Genomic DNA, 21,306 nt, shown 5'->3' on the forward strand with positions numbered 1-21,306 from the left:
TCTTACTCCTATTCTCTTACTTATTCTATTTTTGTTATTGCTTATTTGCGCCAAATAATAAGCTACCTGCTAATTCTGCCGCTATTTTTCCGACCTCTGATTGACTTCCACTTGAGCTAGATACCAACTGTTGTTGCTGTAATGTAGCAATATTTTGTTCCACTTTATGAAACTTTTTCTTGCGATATTGATAATAGATATCTGTGATTTCTGTATCTTTAGCCGAATCTGTCTGCATTTCCGGTTCCGAATGAATTTCTTGTCTCTCTTTTTGCTCAATCGGGGTTATTTTTATTTTTTTGGTAGCCGGTAAGCTAATTAATTGTCCCCCTAGAAAAAGAGTCCCCACGGCAAGAACGTATCTAGTCTTCATTTGAACGGTCACCCCTTACTTGTATTACCAAATTTGCAAATTCCTTCCAATCACTAGCTAACGGCGGATTTTTCCAAACTATTTGCTGACATCTTACCTTGCTACTGTAGAAATCTGAAATGTAGATATCCGTTGACGGCGTCATTTTTCTATCAATTGCAATATCGAGGTAATCAAAAGATTGAATATTCATGGAGATAAACTGGTTATAATCTTTCCCCCCAGAAAAGTCGATGAATACATGAACCTCTCTTTCCAAACTTTGAATAGCTGAATCAGATAAGATACAAAATAGAAAGTCATAGTAAAGATGCGATTTTTCGTAATCTAAAAGTCCTTCTGGCTTACTCTTATCTGCTTCTAGTACGAAATCATAGACAGCCTCATGAATTTTAGGAAAACTTTGCTTAAAGAAATCAAATTGTTCCAAAGACATAAAAGAAGCCAATGATAATGACAAATGATCCCATCTAAAACAAAGTATCCTTAGCTTATCTAGTGTTTGTGGTGCCGCTACTTCAAAAAACATTGGAAATTTCTCGATAATCTTAGCTGAAAACAGCTGATACGTTTCCGTTTCTTTACTCACAAATTGGGCATCACTGATAAAGTTATTTAATAGTAGATAAAGGTATAAATACCCAGCCTCTACTTGAAGGATTTCATCTGGAAAATCATCCTCCACTTGTTTAATTTTTTTGAAGTTAGCCACAAAGTGTTCATCCACGTCAATTGACTCTTGCAAATGAATAATTTCCTTTTTCAGCAAACGAAACCACTGAATTTCTATAAATACGCGGAGCTGAGCTAACTGGTTATAACTAAACGTCGTATTATACATAATTTGCAAAGAATTAATAAATTGATTGATTTGCTCATCATTTTTCTGAATTAATGAAGGCAGGGTATCAATATGACTAGAATAAAAATAAAATGTGACTTGAAAACAAAAACTTCGAATATCTTTTTCAGCACCTGAAAAACCAGCTGATTTAAGTTGAATGGACCAAGTTGTCAATAATTCATTCAGATTCTTTGAAATCATATAGGCCTTACTTTTACTAATATATTTGACCTTTGCAAATTCTTGAATCGTCAAAGTTTGCAAAAAACCAACCTGCATTAGCATGTTAGAAGCTAATGAATTTTCAAAGTAAATCCTTCGTAACTCTTGATAATCCAATTGAGAAAAATCACTTCCGTACACTGTTTCTTTGGCTCTAAATTTAAGTTTAGATGTGAGACCTAAAGATATCAGGTCCCGATTCAATGTATCGCAAAGTTTGTCAATCTTGGTATCCGATGAATCCAGCTGCTTACTAATCTCTTTTTTCGGTATATCTTCCCCAAAAATCATCAATACTTGATAAAGAAATAAGCGTTCATGATATTCATCATCCAAAAGACGATCTAATAGTGTATCCATTCCCTTATTCACCACCTCTGTTTGGACTTCTTTAGTTTACTCCTCCTCCAGGAACATGCCATGGGGGGAAGAAAGCTTTTTTCCATATTTTTGTCTCATTTTTAGTAATTTATTTGGAATTCTAACTGTTCCAACTCAAACACAGTATATTCCCTCGTTTTCTTTATAGCGAATGATAGCCAGAAATTCCAAGGTTCTATCATCAGTTTCACAGAATAAGCTCACTAGGAGCATACTTTATATGTAAAAATAGAACCACCTCAAACTAGCATAGGAACGAAGCCAGGTTTTTGGTGGTTCTACTTATTAAGAAATAAACTATTCTGTTAGGCTTCTTTATTTGCGATTACGATCTTTTTTAAAGAAGAAGATAGCACCCGTTAGAAGAATCATGATGCCACCTATAATTGGGAAATAACTTTTTATTTCTTCTCCCGTTTGTGGCAATCTTTTCACTGTTTGGTGGATATCATTATTCTTGATATTTCCTGCATTCCCCGTGTTGCCTTTGCCTTTTTCTGAATCTGTAACAGGCAATTTAGCTTCTTTGGCATAGACATAAACAACTTCTTCAGGATTTTCAATAAATTCACCAGATTCATTTTCTGGTTTTTTCACTAACGTATAGCCCTTAATTTTCTTCTCTTCTGTTCTATACGTCTCTCCCAGTTGCCCTTCAAGAACGACAGATTCACTAATTTCATTGCCATTCTCATCTACATAATGAACGATTACTTGATATTTTTCATCAGGAATAACAGGCTTAGACTTCACAGTAATCATCGCTGTTGCCGTAATGCCTTCATACGTGTAAGTCACTTCGAATGTTCCAGCTTTACTTGTATCTGCTTTGCTATCGTCAACTGTGATTTCACTAAATACAACACTGTTTCCATCCTTATCCAATGCGTTATCGAAATTATCTTCCGCTTTCCATTTGTCACCGACATAGATTGTTGAATCATGGACGTTTACCGCCGTTTGTTTGTCTACCACAGTAATCGTTGCTGCGGCTGTTACTCCTTCATACATATACGTCACTTCGAACGATCCAGCTTTACTTGTATCGGCTTGACTCTCGTCAACTGTGATTTCACTGAACTCAACATCTTTTCCTGCTTTATCTAATGCTGAATCAAAGTTTTCTTCTGCTTTCCATTCATCTCCAACATATACTGTCGAATCATGAACGTTTACCGCTGTTTGTTTGTTTACCACAGTAATTGTCGCTGTGGCTGATACTCCTTCATACGTATACGTCACTTCGAACGAACCAGCTTTACTTGTGTCTGCTTTGCTAGCATCAACTGTAATTTCATTAAACGCAACATCTTTTCCTGCTTTGTCTAAAGCTTTATCAAAGTTATCTTCCGCCTGCCATTCATCTCCAACATAAATTGTTGAATCATGAACATTCACAGCTGTTTGTTTATCCACTACAGTAATTGTCGCCGTTGCCGTAACACCTTCATACGTGTACGTTACTTCAAATGTTCCAGCTTTACTTGTGTCCACTTGACTCTCGTCAACTGTGATTTCACTGAATGCAACATCTTTTCCTGCTTTATCTAATGCTGAATCAAAGTTTTCTTCCGCTTGCCATTCATCTCCAACATAAATTGTTGAATCATGAACGTTTACCGCTGTTTGTTTATCTACTACGGTAATAGTTGCGGTTGCTGTGACACCTTCGTAAGTGTACGTCACTTCGAATGTTCCAGCTTTGCTTGTGTCCACTTGACTCTCGTCAACTGTGATTTCACTAAACGCAACATCCTTGCCAGCTTTATCTAATGCTGAATCGAAGTTTTCTTCCGCTTTCCATTCATCTCCAACATAAATTGTTGAATCATGAACGTTTACCGCTGTTTGTTTATCTACCACAGTAATCGTTGCGGTTGCCGTAATACCTTCGTATGTGTACGTCACTTCGAATGAGCCAGCTTTGCTTGTGTCGGCTTGACTCTCGTCAACTGTGATTTCACTAAACGCAACATCTTTTCCTGCTTTATCTAAAGCTTTATCAAAGTTATCTTCCGCTTGCCATTCATCGCCAACATATACCGTTGAATCATGCACGTTCACAGCTGTTTGTTTATCTACCACGGTAATAGTTGCTGTGGCTGATACTCCTTCGTATGTGTACGTTACTTCGAATGATCCGGCTTTGCTTGTGTCGACTTGACTCTCGTCAACTGTGATTTCACTAAACTCAACTGGTTGACCAGCTTTATTTAATGCTGAATCAAAGTTTTCTTCTGCTTTCCATTCATCGCCAACATAGACTGTTGAATCATGGACATTCACCGCCGTTTGTTTATCTACCACAGTAATAGTTGCCGTTGCCGTAACACCTTCATACGTATACGTTACTTCGAATGAGCCGGCCTTGCTTATATCTGCTTGACTCTCGTCAACTGTGATTTCACTAAACGCAACATCCTTACCAGCTTTATCTAAAGCTTTATCAAAGTTATCTTCCGCCTGCCATTCATCGCCAACATAAATTGTTGAATCATGAACATTTACAGCCGTTTGTTTATCCACTACAGTAATCGTTGCGGTTGCCGTAATACCTTCGTATGTGTACGTCACTTCGAACGAACCAGCTTTGCTTGTGTCCACTTGACTCTCGTCAACTGTGATTTCACTAAACGCAACATCTTTTCCTGCTTTATCTAATGCTGAATCAAAGTTTTCTTCGGCTTTCCATTCATCTCCAACATACACTGTTGAATCATGGACGTTTACCGCCGTTTGTTTATCTAACACAGTAATTGTTGCCGTTGCCGTAACACCATCATACGTGTACGTCACTTCGAATGAGCCAGCTTTGCTTGTGTCCACTTGACTCTCGTCAACTGTGATTTCACTAAACGCAACATCTTTTCCTGCTTTATCTAATGCTGAATCAAAGTTTTCTTCGGCTTTCCATTCATCGCCAACATAGACTGTCGAATCATGAACATTTACTGCCGTTTGTTTATCTATCACGGTAACTGTCGCCGTGTCTGACACACCATCATACGTGTACGTTACTTCGAATGTTCCAGCTTTGCTTGTGTCCACTTGACTCTCGTCAACTGTGATTTTGCTTAACTCAACTGGATTTCCAGCTTTGTCTTGCGCTGAATCAAAGTTCATTTCTGCTTTCCATTCATCGCCGACATACATTTCTGAATCTTTGGCAGTGACTGCTGTTTGTCTTTCTTTTACAGTAATCGTCGCCGTATCTGACACGCCATCATACGTGTACGTTACTTCGAATGAGCCAGCTTTGCTCGTATCCACTTGACTATCATCGACTGTGACTTTGCTTAAGTCGACTGGTTGACCAGCTTTGTCTTGTGCTGAAACAAAGTTATCTTCGGCTTTCCATTCATCACCGACATACATTTCTGAATCTTTGGCAGTGACTGCTGTTTGTCTTTCTTTTACAGTAATCGTCGCTTTGGCTGATACACCATCATACGTATACGTTACTTCAAATGAGCCAGCTTTGCTCGTGTCCACTTGACTCTCGTCAACAATGACTTCACTAAATTCGACCGGATTTCCGGCTTTATCTTTCGCTGAAACAAAGTTATCTTCGGCTTTCCATTCATCCCCAACATAGATGGTTGAATCTTCGGCAGTGACTGCCGTTTGTCTTTCTTTTACAGTAATCGTCGCTGTATCTGATACGCCATCATACGTATACGTTACTTCAAATGAGCCAGCTTTGCTCGTGTCCACTTGACTCTCGTCAACAGTGACTTCACTAAATTCGACCGGATTTCCGGCTTTATCTTTCGCTGAAACAAAGTTATCTTCGGCTTTCCACGAATCGCCAACATAAATGGTTGAATCCTCAGCAATGACTGCCGTTTGTCTTTCTTTTACAGTAATCGTCGCTGTATCTGATACGCCATCATACGTATACGTTACTTCGAATGTTCCAGCTTTGCTTGTGTCGACTTGGCTAGTGTCAACGGTAATTTCACTGAAGTCGACTGGTTGACCGTCTTTATCTTTCGCTGAAACAAAATTATCTTCGGCTTTCCATGGATCATCGACATAAATTTCTGAATCTTTGGCAGTGACTTCAGTCAATTTTGGTACCACAATTATCGTCGCTGTACTTGTCAAACCATCATACGTATAGGTCACTTCATATGTTCCAGCTTTACTTGTGTCCACCTTCCCGTCAACAGTTAGTTGACTAAAATCAATTGGTTTACCGTCTTGATCAGTCGCCTCATCGAAATTATCCTCTGCTTTCCAAGAATCGCCCACATAAATTGTCGAGCCATGGACATCAATTTTCTTCTGATTTGCCACAATTTCGATTGGAATATTAATTAAGCTTCTGTATCCATTCGCATTTTTCACAAGTACAACTGCATGACTTGCTCCAATTGTAGACGTGTCTGGTTCTAAAACCCATTCATAAGAAACCGCACTCCCTTTTTCATCTAAAGCTGATTCCGCAGTTGCTAGATAATCCGTATAAGGTTCATTTTGCGCCATACTAATTCCTGATTTTGCAGTTGCTACTGGACCTGCTTCAGTTGCCAACTCAGCAGCTGTGTTTGCTAAAGAGAACGTCATCGTCTGTTGAAATTGATTCGGCCCACCGGTTGATTGCCCATCTTGAACTAATTTTTGAGAGATGTGCCCATCAGCTGCTGGTGTGACATCAAATGAGGTCGATTCAAAATTCCAATGAGGAGGCGGAGTTGCATCAAAATCTCGCACATAACTGTCCCCATTATAGTCAAACTTAATATGAGCTGAACTCGGCAATGGATTAGGATCAGCTAAAAAGAGCGAACTCTTCAAGACTTCATCTGTTCCATAAGCGTAGGTTTGGTCAAATGTTCCTGCCGTTTCACTCGCACCATAATCATCTAAACTAAATGAATATATTGGCGTAGTCGAACTAAAGCCTTGATACGTCGTTTGAAGCTGTGAGTTATTAACGAGCCGGTAGTGGTCATCCAGAGGTACGACGACCCCAGATTTTGTCTGAATAATCGCAATATCACTGACCGTGATCGCTCTTTCTTGATAGATTGTCCAATCTAGTCCCGAATAATCAGGCAGTGCAATCTGACTTGAGCGTAAATGACTAGCAAAAAAACCATAGGGATCTGCACTACTTACCCTGACTTCTGGCTTTTCTTTGGTCATCGACTCAGAAGATTTTGTTTCCTCACTTGAATTCTTTGTTTTTTCATCTGAGTTTTCCGACACTGGTAAGGTACTCGATTCTCCGGTTGCCGCCACTTCATCTGCTTGGCTGGCTTGTGACGAAGATATCGCTGGCACTTCTGAGCTACCCTCAGTTTCACTATTTCCCTCGGATACCTGTGAATCGGTACTCACTGTTTCATTTATTTCACTCGATTGAGTTGATTGACTGGTTGGACTAGCTGCTGTCTCGTTGTCATCTGATTTCTTTGCTTCTGTTGAAATCTCTGTAGGAGACGTTGTAGGATCTATACTTTGCGCAAAAGCACTAATCGGATTTAGAATTGACGAACTCATTAATACAATAGACGCACAAGTAGATAATTTTTTATTCATTTTTTTCATAGGTCTCTCCCATCCTATCTATTATTTGGTAAGAAAAAAAATATGACAGTCATTGTCGTACTTTAAAACTCCCTCCTTTTTTCGAGCTTCTTTATTTTACGCTTGATTTCAAGTAATGGAAGTGAGCAAAAAAATTATTTTCCAAATTTCAAAGCGAAATTTCACAAAAAATTTGGAATTTATGATTATTCTGCCTTCAATTGTAGTATATTCTCGTGTAAGCGATAACGCGAATAATCCACACTTCTTTTTTACCTGCCTGCAATATGGCAAAATTTGTTTGTGAAAATAAAAAAAGCATGAGCCACGCCTCAGTTTCCTGATTGATGACTCATGCTTTAGCCGCTTAGAATTTTACCGCTGCTATTTATTCACAAAATAGATTATTTTTTGATTCGTCTCTTGTGGTAATAAACCCCACCGATAAATACAAGAACTAACACGCCCAAACTACTTAGTCCAATCTCCTGTTTTTCCCCTGTTTTCGGTAGTTTACCAGTTGAATGCGGATTATCTTCGACTGGGACAGGTGGTGTATCTTTTTCTTTGGCATTATAAATGTCTAAAGAAACTAATTCACTGTCTTCTTTAATCGAAAATGAGATTGATCGTTTATCTAGTTTGTAGCCCTTAGGCGCTGTTGTTTCTTTCAGATAATAATCGCCAACAGCTAAGTCTTCAAGAGCAAATGTTCCTGTTTCATTGGTTGTGATATTTTTCTGAATGACTTTTCCTGTTTTATCAAACAATGAAAATTCAGCACCTTTTAGAACTTGTTTGGTTGCTGTATCTTTTTTGATTACTTTCACCGCATGTTTTTTGCCTTCATTAGCCATCTTAACGGTGGCATTTGCTTCTTTTTCTTCAACAATAAATTTAATCGGTGTTTTATCTATAGTGTAACCAGCTGGTGCTTTTGTTTCGACAAAATAATAGGTTCCTGGCGTCATTTCTTTCACGACAAGTTTCCCTGTTTCATCTGTTTTCAACTCACTAATCACTACTTTATGGTCTGCGTTTTGTAATTCAAAGATTGCTCCAGCTAAGACATTTCCTGTTTTCTTGTCATATTTTTGGAGAATCACGCTGCCTTTTATTTTATGATTTGTCATCGTTACTTGAACGGCTTCTGTCTGTCCCTTTTTAATGGTAAATGTTACTGGTGTTGCATCTAATTCATAGCCGGTTGGCGCTTGTGTTTCGACGAATTGATAATCGCCTGGTGCCAAATTATCGACAGCTAATTTTCCTGCGCTATCTGTAACAAGATTACGTTGAAGGACCTTTCCTGTGCTATCTTGTAACTCAAAGACTACGCTTTGTAAAGGCGTGCCATCCTTCGAATCCGTTTTGCTCAACACGACTCCACCTGGTGTTAGACGATTGACCATTTCAACTTTTACTGCAGCTGTTTGACCTTTTTCAATTGTAAAGGTTAATGGTGTTGCATCTAAGTCATAACCAGTCGGTGCTTGCGTTTCGACAAATTGATAATCGCCTGGCGCTAAACCATCTACCGCAAGCTTTCCAGAAGCATCTGTTGTTAGACCACTTTGGATTGCTTTCCCCACATTATCTTGTAGCTCGAAGACTGCTCCCTGTAAAACTTCCCCATTTTTAGCATCTGTCTTCGTCAAGATTACGCCACCAGGAGTTAATTCATTTGTCATTGAGACTTGAACCGCTTCTGTTTGACCTTTTTCAATCGTAAAGGTCACTGGCGTTGCATCCAATTCGTAACCCGTTGGCGCTTGTGTTTCGACAAATTGATAATCGCCTGGCGTTAAACCATCTACGAAAAGTTTCCCAGAGGCATCTGTTGTTAAGCCACTTTGGAGACTGTTTCCATCGGCGTCTTGTAACTCAAAGACCGCTCCTTGTAAAACTTCGCCATTGGTTCCATCAATTTTACTTAACACAACCCCACCTGGTGTTAGACGATTGACCATTTCAACTTCTACTGCAGATATCTGACCTTTTTCAATCGTAAAGGTCACTGGCGTTGCATCCAACTCGTAACCCGTTGGTGCTTGGGTTTCGACAAATTGATAATCGCCTGGCGCTAATCCGTCAACCGCAAGTTTCCCAGAGACATCTGTTGTTAAGCCACTTTGGAGCGTATTTCCATTGGCATCTTGTAATTCAAAGACCGCTCCTTGTAAAACTGCCCCACTCGTTCCATCAATTTTACTTAACACGGCCCCACCCGGTGTTAAATTGTTGGTCATCTCAACTTCTATTGCAGCTGTCTGACCTTTTTTAATCGTAAATGTTACGGGTGTTGCATTTAATTCATAGCCAGTCGGCGCGGTCGTTTCAACAAACTGATAATCGCCTGGAGTTAAACCATCAACCGCAAGTTTCCCAGTTGCATCTGTGACTAAACCACTTTGAATCGCTTTACCTGCTTGATCTTGTAATTCGAAAACTGCGCCTTGTAAAGCTTCCCCACTTTTCACATCTGTCTTCGTCAAAATTACGCCACCAGGAGTTAAATTGTTGGTCATTTCAACCTCTACTGCTGAAGTTTGACCTTTTTCAATCGTAAAGGTCACTGGCGTTGCATCTAATTCATAACCCGTTGGCGCTTGTGTTTCTACAAATTGATAATCGCCTGGAATTAATCCGTCAACCGCAAGTTTTCCTGAAGTATCTGTAATTAGTCCACTTTGGAGCGCTTTACCTGCTTGATCTTGTAATTCGAAAACTGCGCCTTGTAAAACTTCCCCACTCTTCGCATCTGTTTTCGTTAAGGTTACGCCACCAGGAGTTAAATTGTTGGTCATTTCAACCTCTACTGCAGCTGTTTGACCTTTTTCAATCGTAAATGTCACTGGTGTTGCATCTAGTTCATAGCCTGATGGTGCTTGTGTTTCGACAAATTGATAATCGCCTGGCGCCAAATTATCGACAGCAATCTGTCCAGCGTCATCTGTTATTAAGCCACTTTGGATGGCTTTTCCGGCTTGATCTTGTAATTCAAAGACAGCACCTTGTAAAGCTTCTCCACTTTTATTATCTGTCTTCGTTAAGACCACGTCACCAGGAGTTAGCTGATTCACCATGGCAATTTGGACAGCTTCGGTTTGACCTTTTTCAATCGTGAAGGTCACGGGTGTTGCATCTAATTCATAACCCGTTGGTGCTTGTGTTTCAACAAATTGATAATCACCTGGCGCCAAATTATCGACGGCGATTTTTCCAGAGACATCTGTCGTTAAGCCACTTTGGATCACTTTTCCGGCTTGATCTTGTAAGTCGAATACAGCATCTTGTAAAGTTTCCCCACTCTTCGCATCTGTTTTCGTCAAGATGACACCACCAGAAGTGAGCGTGTTCGCCATAGAGATTTGAACAGCTTCGGTTTGACCTTTCTCAATTGTGAAGGTCACAGGTGTTGCGTCTAAGTCATAGCCGGTTGGCGCCGTCGTTTCAACAAATTGATAATCGCCTGGCGCTAAGCCATCAATGGCGATTTTTCCTGAAGCATCTGTTGTTAGATCACTTTGGATGGCGTTTCCTGCTTGATCCTGTAATTCAAAGATTGCGCCTTGTAAAACTTCCCCATTTTTATCATCGATCTTCGTCAAAATTACCCCACCAGGAGTGAGTTTATTCACCATTGATAGTTGAACAGATTCAGTTTGTCCTTTTTCAATCGTGAAAGTCACAGGTGTTGCATCTAAGTCATAGCCAGTTGGCGCGGTCGTTTCGACAAATTGATAGTCACCTGGCATCAAATTATCTACAGCAATCTTTCCAGAATCATCTGTCGTTAAACCACTTTGTAGGGTGTTGCCATCGGTGTCTTGTAAGTCAAAGACAGCACCTTGTAAAACTTCGCCACTTGTATCATCTGTCTTCGTCAAGATTACGCCACCAGGAGTGAGTTGGTTGGTCATAGCTACTTGAACCACCGATGTTTGGCCTTTTTCAATCGTAAAGGTCACGGGTGTCGCATCTAAATCATAGCCTGTCGGCGCTTGTGTTTCGACAAATTGATAATCGCCTGGCGCTAAACCGTCTACCGCGATTTTTCCTGAGGCATCCGTTAGTAATCCGCTTTGAATGACTTTTCCGGCTTTGTCTTGTAATTCAAAGACAGCACCTTGTAAAACTTCGCCACTCGTATTATCTGTCTTCGTCAAGACCACGCCACCAGGAGTGAGCTTGTTCTTCATAGAAACTTCAACAGCTTTTGTCTGCCCTTTATCTATCGTAAAAGTCACGGGTGTTGCCTCTAACTCGTAGCCAGTTGGTGCTTGTGTTTCGACAAATTGATAATCGCCCGGAGCTAAACCATCGACGGCGATTTTTCCTGAGGCATCTGTTAGTAATCCGTTTTGAATGGCTTTCCCTGCATTGTCCTGTAATTCAAAGACAGCGCCTTGTAAAGTTTGTCCACTCTTGTCATCAGTTTTTGTCAAGATTACGCCACCCGTAGTGAGCTTGTTCTTCATAGAGATTTCAAGCTCTTTTGTTTGGCCTTTCTCAATCGTGAAAATCACAGGTGTTGCATCTAGCTCATAGTCCTTTGGCGCCTGTGTTTCAGTAAATTGATAGTCACCCGGCGCTAAGCCATCGACAGTGATTTTTCCGGAAGCATCTGTCGTGAGTTCACTCTGTATGATCATGCCATCCGCGTCTTGCAATTCAAAAACGGCCCCTTGTAAAGCATCGCCCGTTTTATCATCGACTTTGGTTAATACTACGCTGCCCGGAGTCAATGTATCTTCAAATTTTAAGGAAACAACTGTATTCATTCCTTTGATGACTTTGAAGCTTTTTGGTGTCGTATCAAGCACATAACCTGCCGGCGCTGTTTTTTCAGCTGCTGTATATTCTCCGGGTTTCAATAAACCAGCACTCGCAGCACCTTTTGCATCAGTTGTTAGCGTTTCTACAACAGCCCCTAATGAATCTTTAATCTCAATAACCGCCCCTTGCAAGGGTTCACCTGTTTTACTATCGACTTTTCTTAAAGCCACACTATTTTTGAAAGCAGTCGTCACATCATTACTATAGATATTTGTACCACCATAATTAAATGAAGCTTTATTTAAAATTTTGTCACCTGCCTGCAGCCCTGCATTTTGATCAATCACCGCGTCAAATTTCACAATCACATGATCGTCTTCATGCATATCTTTAAGCAGTTCATAGCTCAAGGTATGTGTCGCTTGATCATAGACTGGGGTCGTCACTTCTGCTGGATCAAATTGGAAATTGCTAGGATCAGTTAATTGCGCAGCAAATGGATCTTGAATTTTCGTTCCTTTTGCCACGATACCAGCTCGATCATGTAAATCTAATGTGTACGTCAACGTTCCTTCCGTTGACATTAGTCCATGTTGGTCGACATTTTTAAGTAAGGTCACATTTTGAAATTCATCATTATCAAGTGTGATGTTTTCATGCGCCCCCATATTGTGCTCGTCACTGGTCATCGTTGCAGCATTTTGTTTGACTCCATCAAACGGCTCATCTACTGAAAGGCCGTACACTAGTTCATAAGAATCATCCGGCGTTAGGTCACCGAAATCAACTTCAAAGCCATTATCAACTAATTTAATTTTATCCTTGAACTCTTGCGTCACATATTCCCACGCATTAGGAATTCCCTCTTCATCGGTTGCTGTGACTTTTAATACACGTAAATGGTTAATGATTGTGCTATCCCCAGATGCATCTTGATAGGTTGTTGAATCTGCCAAGCTTGTGCCCTCTGGAAAAACATCTTTTACAACCACATTATGCAGATTTTGTTGCGTGTAGTTAACAGACACCGCAAACACATTTTTATATGAATTATTTACGTCCATAATCGCTGAATTCACGCCGTCAACATCTTTTCGCTTATTCGGCGACCATTTATAGAATATTCCTGTAGAATGGTTCGTTTTGATAATTTCCGAACTATCTTCTGAATGACTTCTAACCGCACCTTGTGTCATGTCGGCAGTAAACGTTTGGTCAGGCATATCTTCACGAATCAAAGGAGCTTGGAAATGAATTTTCACCATCGCGCCAAACGCTTCTGATTGATCGATTTTGCTGGCATCATAATTAATCGTCACAATATAATGTCCCTTACCATCATCTGTGTAGATTGGATTACCCAGTGAAAATGGTCCGCCAATTGTATAGTTCTCTGGATCACCCAAACTGCTTGGATTTCGAACAATCTCTTTAGGAATCGAGATAAGAATGGTCCCATTTTCGTTCAATTTACCAGCTGAACCTTGTAAGATCACATCTAGTTCAACATTTTGATTCGTTGTGATTGTGTCCGGCGAGGTAATGATAACGCCAGGGTCATCGCCCACAGCAAACGGATTTTTAGTTTTTGTATCAATCGATTTCTCTGGCTCAGTCGAATCGGTAGACTTCGAATCAGCCGTTTCTTTTGTAGCTGACTGTTCTGTTTCAATAGAATGTTCTGTCTCGGTTGACTCAGTTTCTGTCGTTGCCGTTAATGAGCTGGCTGTTTCCTCTGTCGTCATTTCCTCTGCGGTTGTTTCTTCGACAGCTGAGTTGTCCACATTGGGTATTTCGACAGCTGTTTCTTCAACGGCTGTTTCTTCGACTATCTGAGAAGTTTCAGTCTGACTCTCTGTACTGATTATCGGCTGTTCTTCTGAAGAGTTAACCAAATTGGAAGTATCTGCTTCAGCGGCCACTGAGAGATGTACCCCATTTGTCTGACGATCCGCCAACTGCCCATAAATATCAAATTCACCGGCTGCAGTTGCTTTGACATGTAGTCGAACGTGCGTAGCATCCACCACTTCACGAGTGACTTCCTCTATCGCAGGATCACGAACAAGCACCAGTTGACTTAATTCCTCCTGACTTGCGGTTACATCAATCGAGACTTCTTCTCCCACATTTGCCTCATTAGCCCTAATCGACATGGAAGGTGTTACGGTATCCGTTGTTACGGCGAAAACATTGACAATCCCTAGCTGGCTAATAACCATGATTAGAGAAGCGACAATATAAAACGAGTTGACTAATTTTTTCCTCATCTCTTTTCCTCCTAAAAAATTAACATTTGTTTTTGCTGAACCTGTCAGATAGATTTCCTACCTACTCTATCTAATGATAGATATTTTCATTTCAAATCCTTTGACAATGCATCATCCACAAGAGACTTAACCAACAGCCGCCTTTTCGACGTCAGACTAACAGGTACACTCAAGAATAGCTAACAATAGGCAGTTATATTTTTTCCCTTCTAATTCAACTTCAACTCCACTTCTTTGCACTTGATTTCTAACCATAATGTATAATAATATTTTCCTTTATCTATTACGCAAAAAATCAAATTAAATAATCCGAACCTTTTCGACAACACGTCAAAAAGTTCGGATTATGGCAAACTTATTTATCATTCTCTATCAATTTTTACTGCATAACTTGAATTTATTGCCAACACTTATTAAAGAATTTATCCTTTCGCCTTAATACCATGAATCATTACTCCTGATAAAATACTTAGCTGATAACCAAAAACTGTCGGCATCTTCCCACCACTATCTCTCCGATAAGTTTCTTCCTCTAGCTTCATTATATCCAGATAAATATCTGCGAATGTTTTTTTTCCCTTAGCTTGTTTTTGAGATTGATCCGTCGGTTTTTGTTCATTCGGCTGATAAATTGTCAAACTATCTTCCCCAGTTACTACTTGCCTCCCACCGGAAATAGTTGCACTATGCTGAGGAACCTTAATTGTTGATTCAACGATTTTTTCTGAGATATCGCCAGCCATCTGATTCAATAACTGTATCGAGCTATAGATACTCGGATAATAACTTTGTTGAACCAACAACATACTCAAAATCATCGTGTTTACAAGTTTACTCTTCACTTTTTTTCCCCTTTTTTATTTCAATCAGCTTATCACCAAATTCCCGCCAATCAATCGGTGTAGGTGGATTTTTCCAGATAATCTGTTCGATTGAATGTGAAACGATTGGCGCATCAGAGACATACAGTTGCGTTTTCGTCGAAATAGTTGACTCAATTCTCAATGATAAATTCTTAAACCCTAAAATTTGCTTTGAAATAACCCCGGTATAGTTCCGTCCTTGAGCAAAATCAACACAAATGTAGATTTCTTTTTCCAATATTTCTAGTGGCATCTTATTAATTACCAAAAATATCAATTCATAATAAAGCCGTTGCGTTTTTTCAGAAGGAAAAGTTAATTTTCGCTTTAAATAAGCTATTTCTCGCTCAACCATATAATTAATAGAAGGATAACTTTCCTTAAAAAAAAGTAGTTGTTGTGTAGAGTAAAATGAATCAAAATCGATTTCTAAATATAATAATTTCACCATTATTTTGGTTATTTCTTGGCAAAAAATTGTTTCTAACTCCTCGTCGACCTGCGCTCGATCTTCAACTATTCTTTTTGTAAAATGCTTCGCAAATTCTTGGAGCTGTTCAAAACCAATCAATGATTGAATCGCCTTTTGAGTAGTTTTAGAGATCGCCAGTTCTGTTTTACAAAATAAAAATACATTTAAATACGTATATTCTTGTTGAATCCGCTGATCAGTCCAACGTTTAATAAAAGTAGGGAATGCGTTTCTGTTAAGGGACAATTCAGAATCATTTGCTATCTCAACTAACTTTTCTGAAAAATATACCTTTTGATTTCTGCGTAAGTACAATATACCCAAAAAAATTGCTAACTGATCTTTCTCAGAAGTTGACAGAGATAAATCATAGATTAGAACCAAACGACTCATCAGCTCACCCAGCTCTTTTACTACTATTTTTTGAAATGGAGATTCGAGTCCATTGAACGCTGAATAAATAAAAGAGAAGGTGAAATTACGAATATCCTCCTCCGATCCTTTCAGCTGATTATTTTGAATTTTGATATTCTTTTTTTGCAATGTATGATTAATCGTCTTTCTGATTTCATACATTGTCGACCGACTAATATAATTTACGCTACAAAAAGATTCAAATGTCATATCTCCCAACAGCACATCCATATAATAGCGAAATTTTATCGACCGTTTCAATAGATACAAGCGGACCTTCTTAACCAATAAATTCGTAAAATTACTAGTCACGAGTTGGCCATTCTCCGCTACTTCTATGCGAGCTATCGAACTAACTGCTGCCAAATCGTTGGCTAATATATCTAGATACTTTTTCACCTTAAATCGAGACAATCCCAATAACTCATCAATTTCACCTATGTACACATAGGAATCTTTTTTTAATTCAAGCCAGCTGACAATTAACTGTAAGTACCGATCATCTTCTTCTAAAAACTCTTCAATCAACAAGTCGATCCCTCACTTAATCTGTATTTATCACACGTTTCCCATTTGATCTACGAAATAAATTTTGCCAATACATCAGTTGTAGCCACTATAGATTATATTATTCAGAATAGCTAATCATATCTGAAAAAAAATTCCTAAATAATTGGATTCACAGTAAAATTATTCGGACAGACAGTTCCTCTGGATGCTAGTATTCGGATTAAAAAAAGCATGAGTCCTCCTTAGTTTCCTGATTGATGACTCATGCTTTGGCAGCTCTATTTGAAGTTTCTTTGTTTAGTTATCTGAAAAATGTCTTATTTAGATAACTCGTTCGCGATTGGATCTTTAATCGTAATGTTTTCTTTTTCTAAACGCTCGATTGTTTCAGCAAATTGAGGTAGATATTTTTTGTGAGCAATGAATAACTCATCCATAATGCGTTTCGCTGTATCGCCTGATTGAATTAATGGATTGATGGTGAACGCTTGAAGAGCTGTCGCATAATCGCCGGTTACAGCAGCTTCGATTGTTAATAATTCCATTGCTTTCATCACTTGTAACCAACCTTTTTCAGCAGTTGGTAGGTGTCCGAAGGCAACATTTCTAGCCCCTTGTGCACCGATATACGCAGTTACTTCTACTGCACAATCTGCTGGAAGATCTGGCACTGCGCCATCATTTCGAGTAGAAACAACGATTTCTGTGTTGGCATTTGAGTAGATTGACGCAATCGTTTCACAAGCTGCGTCTGAATAATACGCGCCACCACGTTCTTCTAATTGTTTTGGTTTGTAATCTAAGTTTGGATCTTTGTATAATTCGAATAATTCGTGCTCGATTTGTTTAACCTGTTGCGCACGCGTGCCTTCATTTTCATACTCTTCAATCCCGTGTTTCAACATTTCTTCCTCACGGTAATAGTATCTGTGGTAGCCACAAGGAATCATATTCATCTGCTCTAATTGCTCTTTGTAAAATGGAATATCAAAAATATTTTTTGGTAAGCCACTGTTATCTTCATATAATTTATCAATTAATTTCCCAGTGATATCATGGCCCGCTTTGTCAGCAAGTTTGTGCCAATGGAAGTGATTTAATCCAGCAAATTTGTAGATAAGATCTTCTTTTGGTACACCCAAGGTTTCAGATTCACCCATTTTAGCCATCACTGGTACATTACATAAACCAATCACGCGATCCCATTTACCATAACGTAGGACTGCCTCTGTTACCATACCACTTGGGTTAGCAAAGTTGATTAACCATGCATCTGGACACAAACGTTTCATGTCTTCAACAACTGATAAAATAACTGGCACCGTTCTAAATGCTTTGAACATCCCACCAGCACCATTTGTTTCTTGGCCTAGCATGCCATATGAAAATGGAATTCGTTCATCTTTAATACGAGCGTTTAATTGACCAACACGGAATTGAGTAGTCACGAAGTCAGCATCTTTCAACGCTTCTTCGCGGTCTAACGTTGTATAAACTTTCACATCGTAAGGACTCGCATCCCACATTCTCTGTGCCATCGCACCCACGATTTCTTGTTTTTCTTTGCCCTCTTCTACGTCGACTAACCAAATTTCTTTAATTGGTAGCTCATCATAACGTTTAATAAAGCCTTCCATTAATTCTGGTGTATAACTACTGCCGCCGCCGATTGTGGCTATTTTAACTTTTTTCATCAAATTCCCTCCTATATTTTACAAATTTAGTATAAAATAAAGAAAATAGATAAACTAGACTTATTCTATATTTCAAAAATCGTTTTACAAAAGACTGACTATATAGAGATTTATATTGAAAATGAGTTTTAAAACTCTAGTAATCCGTTTACATTATTTTGCAAAATAAATATTTTTTTTCGAAAAGAGGAGCCTTATGCTAATCAAAGAACAATTAGAAACCTACCCATTTTCTCAAGCTGAAAGTGTGACTGTCGCCTTTTTATTAGAGCATCCCGAACGATTAGAAGCCATGACTATTCAAGAAATCGCAGCTGAAACCTTCACCCAATCCTCAACTTTAGTGCGGATTTCAAAAAAACTACAATTCGCCGGGTGGAAAGATTTGAAACAAGCCTATCTAGAAGAATGGCAATACCTCAGTAAAAACTTTACAAAAATTGATGCCAATCTGCCCTTCTTACCCACCGATTCAACGATGAACATTATCAATAAATTGGCTGTTCTAGAAAAATCAACGATCGATGACATTGTCTCCCTCTTACATCATGACAGCCTATCCGCAGCCAAAAGATTGTTATTAAATGCGGAAGTTATCCGGGTCTTTTCACAAAATGCGAACCTTTTAATCGCTCAAGACTTTGCTTTGAAGATGAATCGCATCCGTCGCACTGTTGTCCTTTCTTCATTAAAAGGTGAAGAGCGTTACGAAGCTTATAATGTGCCGAGAAACGGTTGTGCGATCCTGATTTCTTATTCAGGTGAAAATAAAGATATTCTAAAAATCAATCAAATCCTTAAGTCACGCAACGTCCCAACGATTGCCATCACAAGTATTGGCGACAATAGTCTTTCCAAAGAATGTACTTGTTTTTTGCCTGTCACCACTCGTGAAAAGCTCTATTCGAAGATTGGTAATTTCACAACCAATATGTCGATTATTTTCTTATTGGATGCTCTGTACTCTATCGTTTTTGCAGAGAATTACGAGAAAAACTTAGAGCATCTCAAACGCGTCGGTCAACTAGTCGACAAACGAAAAATCGCCGTCGACGTAATGCGCGAAGAATAATTTCAATTGCCTTAAATCTTAATTTTTCTAGTTATAAAAATCTGTGAGAAACAAGTAATACTTCAAGTTAAATACTACTATAAAAAAGTCAACGACAATCAATTTTATAGGGTGAAAACTTATTTTATTTATAAGTATAAATCATTCAGATATAATACTTATATAACCTTACTGATGTATCAACACTTATTAAATAAATTTAATAAGCTTAGTACTGATGAAAGTTTAGATAGAATACCACAGCTGGAATAGCTCTATCTGTCTACAATTTCTCTTTTAGGGGTCACCTGTTTTTACAGAATCTCTTAGAATGGGTTTGAGAGGCACCTCACGAGATGTTCCTATTTCGTGAGATAAGTGAACTGAGCTTTGAAATTATAAAAAACTGTGTTAGGAGGAAGTGAATCAATGACACCTAATAAAAGGCAACTGGATAAGGAACTATTTGTAAAATATACTCAGAGTTGGATTAAAAAAGATGTGTCCTTATTTCTATCTCTTTTGAATAATAACGTACATGTTACTGAATGTTTTGGTGCAAGTTACAGGAACAAAAACGAATGTGAACAATGGTTTAGACACTGGAATGATACTGAGACAAATGGAGTAAGAGAATGGTCGATTTTATTTCACTCTTATGATGATGAGTTAAACACTTCTACTTTTGAATGGTTCTTTGATTACAAATATAAAGGAGAATCTAATTGTTTTAATGGTGTTACCTTATTAATAGCAGAAGACAATCTAATTATGTCGATAAAAGAATTTGAAGCAAAATCAGATGTTTATTATCCGTACGAGTAACAATTTTGGGTTGCTAGTGTTTTAATATAATTTTTAGGGAAGCTTGTTTCCTTTTTTTGAACATTTTTTAACCATGATTTTGTACTCCCAACTATAAACTTAGGAATCAATAGTTGCTGAGATGACTGGTGGCTATCCTCGACCGTAGATATGACATTTGTGTTAGAGTAGTGATATTTTTTTGGTTGTCGTGTATTTAACATCTCTTAAATGGATTTATATGGATGTTTAAGAAGGTACCTAAAGACGGGAGAGGATGGCAAATAACTTTGTTCAGAAGTCTAGTGCTTATAAGAATAAAACTACCTGTAAGAAATGTTTGTGAATCTGTTAATAATTTGGGTTGAAAAAACGCGAATACAAACTTATCAATGACCTATTTTACGCAAAAAATCAAAACCTCCAGTGTGAACTGGAGGTTTGCTCTGCGGCTGAAAGCCTCTTTTACCGGCCTCAGCCTTAAAGGCTCTCTGAAGAAGTTTCCCGCCCGCACCACATTTACTCACTTCTCCTTAAAGGAGCTTCTTTATCTCTTTTCTCGATTATTTTTCCCCGTAAACGGATCATATTCTTCAAACAAGGTTAGTTGATCTGCTACGTGGTCTTCTCGTAATTGATTTTGGATATATTCTGCTATCTGCTTCTTATTTCTTCCTACCGTATCCACATAATATCCACGACACCAAAATTTTCGATTTCCATATCTATATTTTAGATTTGCATGCCGATCAAAAATCATCAAACTACTTTTTCCTTTTAAGTAGCCCATAAACTGCGAAACGCTTAGTTTAGGTGGAATACTGACTAACATATGTATATGATCTTTACATGCGTTAGCCTCTAAAATTTCTACACCTTTTCGTTCACATAATTCTCGTATGATTTCTCCTATGCTTACTCGATATTTCCCATAGATTATTTGACGTCTATATTTTGGTGCAAATACGATGTGATACTTACATTTCCATACTGTATGTGATAAGCTATCTTTGTCCTTTTTCATGAAAGGTCCCTCCTAATTTGTTTGCTGTAGTGGTCGGGAAACCAATTATAGTTTAACAGTTTAGGAGGCT

General features: G+C 38.6%; 10 protein-coding genes. 2 read left to right on the forward strand and 8 right to left on the reverse strand.

Annotated features, from left to right (window positions below; translation table 11 throughout):
• Positions 1-34: 34 nt before the first annotated feature.
• The 7 genes from BAU15_RS09465 to BAU15_RS09495 form a co-directional block, all read right to left on the reverse strand.
• Positions 35-373: a hypothetical protein gene (locus tag BAU15_RS09465; RefSeq protein WP_161842512.1), complete on the reverse strand. Its 339-nt coding sequence runs from the start codon at positions 371-373 to the stop codon at positions 35-37.
• Positions 363-1,799, reverse strand: coding sequence for a helix-turn-helix domain-containing protein (locus tag BAU15_RS09470; protein ID WP_161842513.1), 1,437 nt, complete (start codon positions 1,797-1,799; stop codon positions 363-365). The genes BAU15_RS09465 and BAU15_RS09470 overlap by 11 nt, the downstream gene beginning before the upstream one ends.
• Before the next feature lie 336 nt (positions 1,800-2,135).
• Complete coding sequence (locus BAU15_RS09475) at positions 2,136-7,367, reverse strand: bacterial Ig-like domain-containing protein (protein WP_161842514.1); 5,232 nt, start codon at positions 7,365-7,367, stop codon at positions 2,136-2,138.
• Positions 7,368-7,759: 392 nt separating this feature from the next.
• Positions 7,760-14,404: a SpaA isopeptide-forming pilin-related protein gene (locus tag BAU15_RS09480; RefSeq protein ID WP_161842515.1), complete on the reverse strand. Its 6,645-nt coding sequence runs from the start codon at positions 14,402-14,404 to the stop codon at positions 7,760-7,762.
• Between the two features lie 422 nt (positions 14,405-14,826).
• A complete protein-coding gene (locus BAU15_RS09485) occupies positions 14,827-15,246 on the reverse strand; it encodes a hypothetical protein (RefSeq protein ID WP_161842516.1) in 420 nt (139 codons plus the stop codon).
• On the reverse strand, positions 15,236-16,684 hold the full coding sequence (locus BAU15_RS09490; RefSeq protein ID WP_161842517.1) for a helix-turn-helix domain-containing protein: 1,449 nt from the start codon (positions 16,682-16,684) through the stop codon (positions 15,236-15,238). Before BAU15_RS09490 ends, BAU15_RS09485 begins: the two co-directional genes overlap by 11 nt.
• A gap of 296 nt (positions 16,685-16,980) precedes the next feature.
• Complete coding sequence (locus BAU15_RS09495) at positions 16,981-18,360, reverse strand: 6-phospho-beta-glucosidase (RefSeq protein WP_161842518.1); 1,380 nt, start codon at positions 18,358-18,360, stop codon at positions 16,981-16,983.
• Between the two features lie 193 nt (positions 18,361-18,553).
• Between BAU15_RS09495 and BAU15_RS09500 the strand changes: the two genes are divergently transcribed.
• A complete protein-coding gene (locus BAU15_RS09500) occupies positions 18,554-19,429 on the forward strand; it encodes a MurR/RpiR family transcriptional regulator (RefSeq protein ID WP_161842519.1) in 876 nt (291 codons plus the stop codon).
• Between the two features lie 408 nt (positions 19,430-19,837).
• Positions 19,838-20,233, forward strand: a complete 396-nt coding sequence (locus BAU15_RS09505; protein WP_161842520.1) for a nuclear transport factor 2 family protein — start codon at positions 19,838-19,840, stop codon at positions 20,231-20,233.
• Positions 20,234-20,759: 526 nt separating this feature from the next.
• On the opposite strand, the gene tnpA is transcribed toward BAU15_RS09505, so the two are convergent.
• Complete coding sequence (gene tnpA / locus BAU15_RS09510) at positions 20,760-21,236, reverse strand: IS200/IS605 family transposase (RefSeq protein ID WP_161842521.1); 477 nt, start codon at positions 21,234-21,236, stop codon at positions 20,760-20,762.
• Positions 21,237-21,306 lie beyond the last annotated feature (70 nt).

The organism is Candidatus Enterococcus huntleyi (assembly GCF_009933175.1).
GTDB lineage: Bacteria > Bacillota > Bacilli > Lactobacillales > Enterococcaceae > Enterococcus_K > Enterococcus_K huntleyi.